Annotated in this window: 7 protein-coding genes and 1 pseudogene; 4 read left to right on the forward strand and 4 right to left on the reverse strand. The window is 30.9% G+C overall.

The window, feature by feature from the left end; all coding sequences use genetic code 11:
* Positions 1 to 1,326, forward strand: a 1,326-nt coding sequence (locus ABY298_RS13135) for a radical SAM protein (RefSeq protein ID WP_372746515.1), incomplete at its 5' end; no start/stop codon positions are given.
* Between the two features lie 13 nt (positions 1,327 to 1,339).
* On the opposite strand, the gene ABY298_RS13140 is transcribed toward ABY298_RS13135, so the two are convergent.
* Positions 1,340 to 3,649: a transglycosylase domain-containing protein gene (locus ABY298_RS13140; protein ID WP_372746516.1), complete on the reverse strand. Its 2,310-nt coding sequence runs from the start codon at positions 3,647 to 3,649 to the stop codon at positions 1,340 to 1,342.
* 180 nt (positions 3,650 to 3,829) lie between these two features.
* Here ABY298_RS13140 and mtgA point away from each other — a divergent pair, with 180 nt between their 5' ends.
* On the forward strand, positions 3,830 to 4,522 hold the full coding sequence (gene mtgA, locus ABY298_RS13145) for a monofunctional biosynthetic peptidoglycan transglycosylase (RefSeq protein ID WP_372746517.1): 693 nt from the start codon (positions 3,830 to 3,832) through the stop codon (positions 4,520 to 4,522).
* Positions 4,523 to 4,528: 6 nt separating this feature from the next.
* Here mtgA and ABY298_RS13150 read toward each other — a convergent pair whose 3' ends face one another.
* The 3 genes from ABY298_RS13150 to fbp form a co-directional block, all read right to left on the reverse strand.
* Positions 4,529 to 5,449: a DMT family transporter gene (locus ABY298_RS13150; RefSeq protein ID WP_372746518.1), complete on the reverse strand. Its 921-nt coding sequence runs from the start codon at positions 5,447 to 5,449 to the stop codon at positions 4,529 to 4,531.
* A gap of 157 nt (positions 5,450 to 5,606) precedes the next feature.
* The gene (locus ABY298_RS13155) at positions 5,607 to 6,215 is read right to left on the reverse strand and encodes a superoxide dismutase (protein ID WP_372746519.1); all 609 of its coding nucleotides are present in this window, start codon (positions 6,213 to 6,215) and stop codon (positions 5,607 to 5,609) included.
* Positions 6,216 to 6,332: 117 nt separating this feature from the next.
* The gene (fbp, locus tag ABY298_RS13160; protein ID WP_372746520.1) at positions 6,333 to 7,355 is read right to left on the reverse strand and encodes a class 1 fructose-bisphosphatase; all 1,023 of its coding nucleotides are present in this window, start codon (positions 7,353 to 7,355) and stop codon (positions 6,333 to 6,335) included.
* Positions 7,356 to 7,479: 124 nt separating this feature from the next.
* Here fbp and ABY298_RS13165 point away from each other — a divergent pair, with 124 nt between their 5' ends.
* Both ABY298_RS13165 and ABY298_RS13170 read left to right on the forward strand, forming a co-directional pair.
* Positions 7,480 to 7,959 (forward strand): N-acetyltransferase family protein, encoded by a 480-nt coding sequence (locus ABY298_RS13165; protein ID WP_372746521.1) that lies wholly within the window; start codon positions 7,480 to 7,482, stop codon positions 7,957 to 7,959.
* A gap of 12 nt (positions 7,960 to 7,971) precedes the next feature.
* A pseudogene (locus ABY298_RS13170) lies at positions 7,972 to 8,379 on the forward strand (aspartate kinase); the annotation flags it as partial.

The raw sequence follows: 8,379 nt of genomic DNA on the forward strand, positions 1-8,379 counted from the left end.
AAAAGAACTTTTTTAAAGATAAATAACGCTGTTGTTTATAATAATTCATCATTAAAAAATGATTATAAACAAGCCGAAATTGGTACGCCAGATTATAGTGATTTATTGCTTGATAATTATATTTCAGTTATAGAAATTGCCAATCCAATGCATAGTTTATGGAGCGATGGCCGATGGAATAAATTAACAATGGCGCACGGTTGTTATTGGGCAAAATGTACTTTTTGTGATATTTCTTTAGATTATATTAAAATTTATGAACCAATAACCGCTAAATTATTGGTGGATAGAATGGAGCAAATAATTGCACAAACTGGCGAAACTGGTTTCCATTTTGTTGATGAAGCTGCACCTCCGGCGTTAATGCGTGCTTTAGCAATTGAAATTATTAAAAGAAAACTAACAGTAACTTGGTGGACCAACATACGTTTTGAAAAAAGCTTTACTAAAGACTTGTGTTTATTGTTAAAAGCATCTGGTTGTATTGCGGTTTCAGGTGGTTTAGAGGTTGCTTCGGATAGGTTGCTGGCGTTAATTAAAAAAGGAGTTACCGTTGAGCAAGTTGCAAAGGTAACTAAAAGTTTTACCGACGCAGGTATTTTGGTACACGCTTACTTAATGTATGGGTTTCCAACGCAAACCATTCAGGAAACTGTAGATAGTTTAGAAATGGTTCGTCAATTATTTGAACTGGATATTATTAAATCTGGCTTTTGGCATCAATTTGCATTAACAGCACATAGTCCTATTGGTGCTAGTGTTGAAAGTTATCATATTATTCCTGATTTAAAAGAAATATCATTTGCAAATAATGATATACAGTTTACAGATAAAACAGGTATAGATCATAGTAAATTTAGTGATGGTTTAAAAAAATCTATCTTCAATTTTATGCACGGAATTGGTTTTGATTTGCCGTTACAGGAATGGTTTAGTTTTAAAATACCTAGAACAAATATTAAAAATAACCATATACGCGCAGCTATAGAAAACGATGGTTTAGAATTATGTAAACCAACGGCTAAAGTTTTGTGGTTAGGAGGTGAACCTTTGCAAAATTTATTTTCAAAAACTAAAAAGGGAACTACTTATTATATGATTCAACTTACCTTTTTTAGTGAAACCGAAAGTTTTGAAATTTCGGTTCCACAAAATTTGGGTATTTGGTTGGTTAAAAACCTTCAGAAATTAAGTGTGTACAATAATGAATCCTTCACATATCATCAGTTAAAAGAAAACTTTGAAACAGAGTTTGAAAACTTTGAAATGTTTTGGTATTCTAAACCAATAGATACACTAAGAAAAAACGGATTGTTAGTGTTATAATTTCTTTAAAATTTTAAAACTCAGGAATAGAATCTTTTGCTTCTATAATAGTTGAAGGATCTACAACAATTAAAGAATCTGTAACAACTTCAACAGTATCTTTTGGAGGCGACGGCACACCTTTTCTAGATAAACAATTATACAATTCCAACACTTCTTTAGATGGTTTTTTAAAACTTCCGTTTACATAATATTTAAAAGATGGATTGTTATTTAATGATCGTAAAAAATTACCATTAACCGGCAAAGCGGTATGTGAACCTTGTCCGTTATTCATAGTTTTAAAGTGAATTGCAGGGTTTTCTGCTCCAACCCAAGTTCCTGTAACTAAATTAGATGAAAATGCAAAAAACCAACCATCGGCCTGCGATTGAGAAGTTCCAGTTTTTCCACCCATGTCATTATACAAACCATAATCATATCTTAAAGAAGCTGCAGTTCCATTTGTAATTACTTTTCCAAGCATTTGAACCATTACTTCTGCTGTTTTTTCCGAATATACTTTTTTGCTTTTTTCTACCTGAAAAGTTGGTAATTCTTCACCTTCTCTACTTACAATTTTTACAATTGATACTTCGCGAGTTGGTAATCCATAGTTTGGAAAAGTGGTGTAAGCTCTTGCCATTTCTAATAAAGAAAGTTCGGCTGTTCCTAAAGAAAGTGAAGCTATTTCAGGTAATTTTGTGTCAATTCCCATTTTTGTAGCCAAATTAATGATGTTTTTTAACCCTGCTTTTTCCATTAGTTGAACAGTAACCGTATTGGTTGAATTTGCCAAAGCTCCCCAAACACTAAATTCACCGCCGTAAATCCAATCAGAATTTTTTGGTTCCCAATCTTCATATTGAGGATATTTTATTAAAATATTTGGATACATATCGCACGGTGAAACACCTTTTTCAATTGCAGCAGTGTATACAAAAGGTTTAAATGTACTACCAACTTGACGTTTTGTTTTTACATGGTCGTATTGAAAATGTTGCTCGTTAATTCCTCCAACATACGCTTTAATATGTCCGGTTTGAGGTTCAATAGCTATAAAACCTACGTGTAAATAACGTAAATAATGTTTAATAGAATCTAACGGAGACATGGTTACTTGTTTATCACCATCCCACGTAAAAATTTTCATTGGAATTTCAGTATTAAAATTGGCTCTAATATTATTTTCTGAGATTCCTTTTTCTTTTAAGCGTTTGTATCTGCTAGAATTTTTAATAGCGTTTTCTAAAACCACAGGAGTTTCTGCCCATGGCTCATCATTTCGCCATTCATTATCAAACTCTCTTTGTAATTTTTTTAGTTGTTTAGCAACAGATTGTTCTGCATACTGTTGCATTTCATAATTTAAAGTAGTGTAAATTTTTAGACCATCTTTGTATAAATCGTAGTCTTTTCCGCTTGGTTTTTTGTTTTCTTCAAGCCATTTTTTCATTTCACCTCTAACATATTCAGTAAAATATTTTGCTTTTCCAACATGACGAACCAATCTTTTTTCTTTAGTTACTAAAGGTAAATCGGAAATAGAATCTTCTTCTTTTTTTGTAATATATTTTGCTTCCTGCATTAAATTTAATACAATATTTCTCCTTTTTTTAGAAGCTTCAGGAAATTTTACTGGGTTGTAGGTGTAACTTGCTTTTAACATACCTACCAAAACAGCTGCTTGTTCCATAGTTAATTTGGAGGTTGTTGTACTAAAAAAACGCTGTGATGCACTTTCTACACCAAAAGCCGATTGCCCAAATGGAACCGTATTAAAATAAAACTCTATTAGTTGCTCTTTGGTAAAATGTTGCTCTAGTTTATAAGCAGCAACCATTTCTTCTAATTTATTAATAGGTGTAGAGAATATGCGGTGTGATTTTCTAGGAAAATAGTTTTTTACTAACTGTTGGGTAATTGTGCTACCTCCACCAGAACTTTTATCGCGCATAATAATTGTTTTTACCAAAACGCGAAATAAACTTTTTATATCTACACCACTATGATCAAAAAAACGAGCATCTTCTGTTGCTACTAAAGCATTTACTAAATGTTTTGGAATTGAATCATAAGGAATATTTACCCTATTTTCTTTGTCAAATCTATATAACAAAATATTATCGGCAGAGTAAACTTCAGAGGCTTCCATATTTTGAAAATGTTGTACTTCTTTATTTGTAGGAACCCTTCCAAAAAAACCAAAATAAATGGCAATAAAAAATAGTATAAATAGAGATAAAACTGTAAAAAAGCCATATTTTAAAGCCTTTTTAAAAGTAATTTTACCAAAATTAATTTTTGAAAATAATTGTTTGATAGTATGTATAATAGTATTCATTTAAATTGGAATAAGAATAGACAAAAGTCTTTTATTTTTTTGAGATAGTGAAAAATGCCGAGTTAATTCTTCACAAAATAAGATTATTTTTTCACATTCTAAACTATAGAAATTCTTAAAGCTTTAAAATAAAGTAAAAATCATATTAAAAAAATAATACTTTTGCCTAAATATTTATTAATGAAAGGATTTTTTCAAAAAATAAAACGCTGGTTTTTTAAAGCAATTATTGTATTTTTTAGTACTTCAATTTTTGTGGTGGTTGTTTACAAATGGGTGCCTGTTCCTTTTACACCTTTAATGTTTATTAGAAATATAGAGCAATGGTCTGAAGGGAAATCTGCAACACTTACGCATAAATGGGTTTCTATGGATAACATATCTCCAAACTTAGCAAAAGCTGTAGTAGTGAGTGAGGATCAAAAGTTTTTAGCTCATTTTGGTTTTGATATAGAAGCGATTGAAAAAGCGTACGAAGGCAATAAAAAAGGTAAAAAAATTAAAGGAGGAAGCACTATTACTCAACAAACAGCAAAAAATGTATTTCTTTGGCCACAACGTAGTTATGTAAGAAAGGGTTTTGAAGTGTATTTTTCATTTTTAATTGAGGTTTTTTGGAGCAAAGAGCGCATATTAGAAGTGTATTTAAATAGTATTGAAATGGGTGATGGTGTATATGGAGCTGAAGCAGCAGCGCAACATTGGTTTAGAAAATCGGCACATAAACTGTCTAAATATGAAGCAGCTTCTATTGCGGCTATTTTACCAAATCCAAGAAAATATAAAGCCACAAGATCATCTAATTACGTGGAAAAAAGAAAAAATTGGATTGTTAGGCAAATGGGTTATTTTGGACCATTAAATTTTGAGTAATCTCTTTTAGATAAAGAATAAAACAATTCCTCCAAGTGCTATAAACGCGCCTATAACTTCTTTTACAGTAACTTTTTCTTTGTATAATAATATTGCTGGTGGAATAATTAATACAGGTATAATAGCCATTATTGTTGATGCAATTCCAACAGTGGTATATTTTACAGCTAATAATGATACATAAACACCTAGAAAAGGTCCAAAAATTGAACCAATTATAATAAATTTCATTGAAACATTATCAGTTACCGCTTGTTTAACCTTTGGCCATCTTTTTATAAGTGTAATTAATATAATAAAACCAATACATCCTGTAATAATTCTAATTTGTGTAGCTGCAAACACGTTGTAATCTTCCATTCCATATTTACTTAAAACCAATCCTAATGCTTGTCCTATAGAACCCAAAAAGGCAAACAACATTCCTTTAGGGGAAAATGAAAATTGAATTTTTTTGTTTTTTAAACCTGCTTTTTCATCGTCTAACTTCTTTTTTTCTGTTATTACTATTATTATTCCAAAAATGGTTATAAACATGGCAAAAATGGAGAGCAAGTTCATAGTTTCACCTAATAAAAACCAGCTAATTATTGCTGCTATTGGTGCACTTAACGACATAATTAGCATAGAAATGCGAGCACTAATTAATTCGTACGATTTAAACAGAAAATAATCACCAAAAACAAATCCGATTAAACCAGAAATTGACATCCAAATCCATTGATGTGTTCCTGCATCAAATGGTAAAAATAATCCTCTGGAGAAATAGGAAATAATTCCGTAAATAAAAAAAGCTATAATTAAGCGTAATACATTTACTGATAAAGATCCAGCTCTTCTGGTGGCTTGTTGAAAAGATAAACTGGTAGTGGTCCAAAAAATAGCAGTTAATAAAGCAAATAGTTCGCCTAAATGGGATGTTAGCATAAGTAACAACAATAAAATTTTAATGTGCTAATGTACTTAAAACATACTAAGTTTATGTGTATTAATAAACTTATTTAAAGCTGCTTAAAAGTAATTAATAGAGATAAAAAAAGTCCGCAATTGCGGACTTTTCTATTTTTAGTTAATAGTACATAAATTATTTGCTTTCAGCGTAACGTCTTTCAACTTCGTTCCAGTTAATTACATTAAAAAATGCATTAATATAATCTGGTCTTCTGTTTTGGTAGTGTAAATAATATGCATGTTCCCAAACGTCTAATCCTAAAATTGGTGTTCCTCCACAAGTTACACCTGGCATTAATGGGTTGTCTTGGTTTGGAGTAGAGCATACTTCAACTTTTCCACCTTTATGTACACAAAGCCAAGCCCAACCTGATCCAAATCTGGTTGCTGCAGCGTTTGCAAAAACATCTTTAAATTTATCAACAGAACCATAAGCAGCTATAATAGCATCTTTTAATTCACCTGATAAATATCCTTTTCCTTCTGGTTTCATAACATCCCAAAACAATGAGTGATTGTAAAAACCTCCACCGTTATTTCTAACAGCAGCATTGTTCATATCTAAATCAGCTAAAATAGCTTCAATAGATTTTCCTTCTAAAGCAGTTCCTGCAATAGCATTGTTAAGGTTGTTTGTATATCCTGCATGATGTTTTGTATGGTGAATTTCCATAGTTCTTGCATCAATATGTGGTTCTAGAGCGTCGTATGCGTACGGTAATTTTGGTAATTCAAATGGCATAATTTTATATTTTTTTAGTTCAACATTTATTGTAATCAAAGATAACGAACGGTTTTCACACTAAAAAATCTTAGTATAGAATGTTTCTATGGTTCTATTGTTTAAAGTTATAGAATACTAATAATCTCCGTTTTCGGGATATTTAGCCATAAACTCACCAGCTTTATTAACCATGTTTTTGCTTCCGCAGAAAAACGGAACACGTTGGTGCAATTCCGTTGGTTTTATATCTAAAATACGTTTATAACCATCGGTAGCTTTTCCATTTGCTTGTTCTGCTAAAAATGCCATTGGGTTACATTCATAAAGTAAACGTAATTTACCTTTTGGACCAATGGAACTTGTTGGGTAAATATAAATTCCGCCTTTAATCATATTTCTATGAAAATCTGAAACTAGGGAGCCAATATAACGCGATGTATAAGGTCTATCATCTTTTTCTTCCTGACAATATTTTAAATAGTCTTTTACGCCTTGAGGAAAATGAACGTAATTTCCTTCGTTTATAGAGTAAATTTTTCCATCTTCTGGAAAACTCATAGAAGGATGCGATAAATAAAAGGAGCCAATAGCTGGATTTAGTGTAAATCCGTTTACGCCATTTCCAGAAGTGTACACCAGCATTGTTGAAGTTCCGTAAACTACATAACCCGCAGCAACTTGTTCGCTTCCGGGTTGTAAAAAATCTTCAATTTGAACGGGTGATCCAATAGGAGTAATTCTTCTGTAAATAGAAAAAATGGTTCCTACAGAAACATTTACATCTATATTAGATGAGCCATCCAACGGATCAATAAGCATAACGTATTTGTTTTCGTTGGTGCCTTGTTTGCCTTTAATTGTAACAAAATCATCTTCTTCTTCGCTAGCAATTCCACAAACAATTTCTCTGTTAATTAGGGTTTGCATAAACACATTGTTTGCATAAACGTCTAATTTTTGCTGATCTTCACCTTGTATATTGGTGTCTCCAGCAGCGCCTAAAATATCAACTAAACCTGCTTTATTAACTTTATAATTTACAATTTTTGCAGCTAATTTAATGGAGCTCAGCAGTCTAGAGAATTCACCAGAAGTGTATTTGTAATGTTTTTGATTTTCAATAATAAATTCTCCTAGGGTTAAATTGTTGTTTTCCATTGATAGTTGTTAATAGTTAGTCTTACAAATATCGAGAAAAATATTTTTAAAAATGAAGAGATTGTAAGATAGTTTGAATTCAAATTATTTATTTTAGCAATACTAAATAAATTTATAGAAGCAAATGAGTTTTACCATACGAAAAGCCGTTAAAGAAGATATGATTAAAGTACATGAACTAATTAAAGAATTAGCTCATTTTGAAAACGAAGCACATGCAGTTGAGGTAACTGTTGCAGATTTAGAAAACGATGGTTTTGGTGAATCTCCATTATTTAACTGTTTTGTTGCTGAAATGGATTCTGAAATAGTTGGAATGTCATTGTTTTATCCACGTTACTCTACATGGAAAGGACCAACAATTCATTTAGAAGATTTAATAGTAACTGAAAGTAAAAGAGGGCTTAAAATAGGAAGTGCTTTATATGCTAAGGTAATAGAGTTTGGTTATAAGAAAGGAGTAAAAAGAATTGAATGGGCTGTGCTAGATTGGAATACACCAGCTATTAATTTTTATGAAAAGGCCGGAGCTAGAGTTTTACGCGATTGGAATACTGTGCATATAGAAAATGAAGCGATTAAAAATTATATAAACAGTTTATAAAATCTATTTAATATGAAGGTTTTTAAATTTGGAGGAGCATCGGTTAAAGATGCGGAAAGTATAAAGAATGTTTTAAAAGTGTTACAACATGAGGGTTTTGAAAACACTTTAATTGTAATTTCCGCAATGGGAAAAATGACCAATGCTTTTGAAGAAATAATTCATTCATATTGTAATAAAAAGGACGATTTAAATGAGAAAATAGATTTTGTAAGAAATTATCATTTTACCATTATAGATAGCTTGTTTAAAGAAAACAAGCCAAATATTATTATTGAAATTGAGCAATTTTTTGGGCAATTAAGTGGCTTTTTAATAACAAATAAAGAAACTGATTATAATTTTATTTACGATCAAATAATTGGTTTTGGAGAATTACTATCAACAAAAATTGTAAGTATTTATTTAAATGAAATTGGT

This window comes from Lutibacter sp. (genome assembly GCF_041596795.1).
Classification (GTDB): Bacteria; Bacteroidota; Bacteroidia; order Flavobacteriales; family Flavobacteriaceae; genus Lutibacter.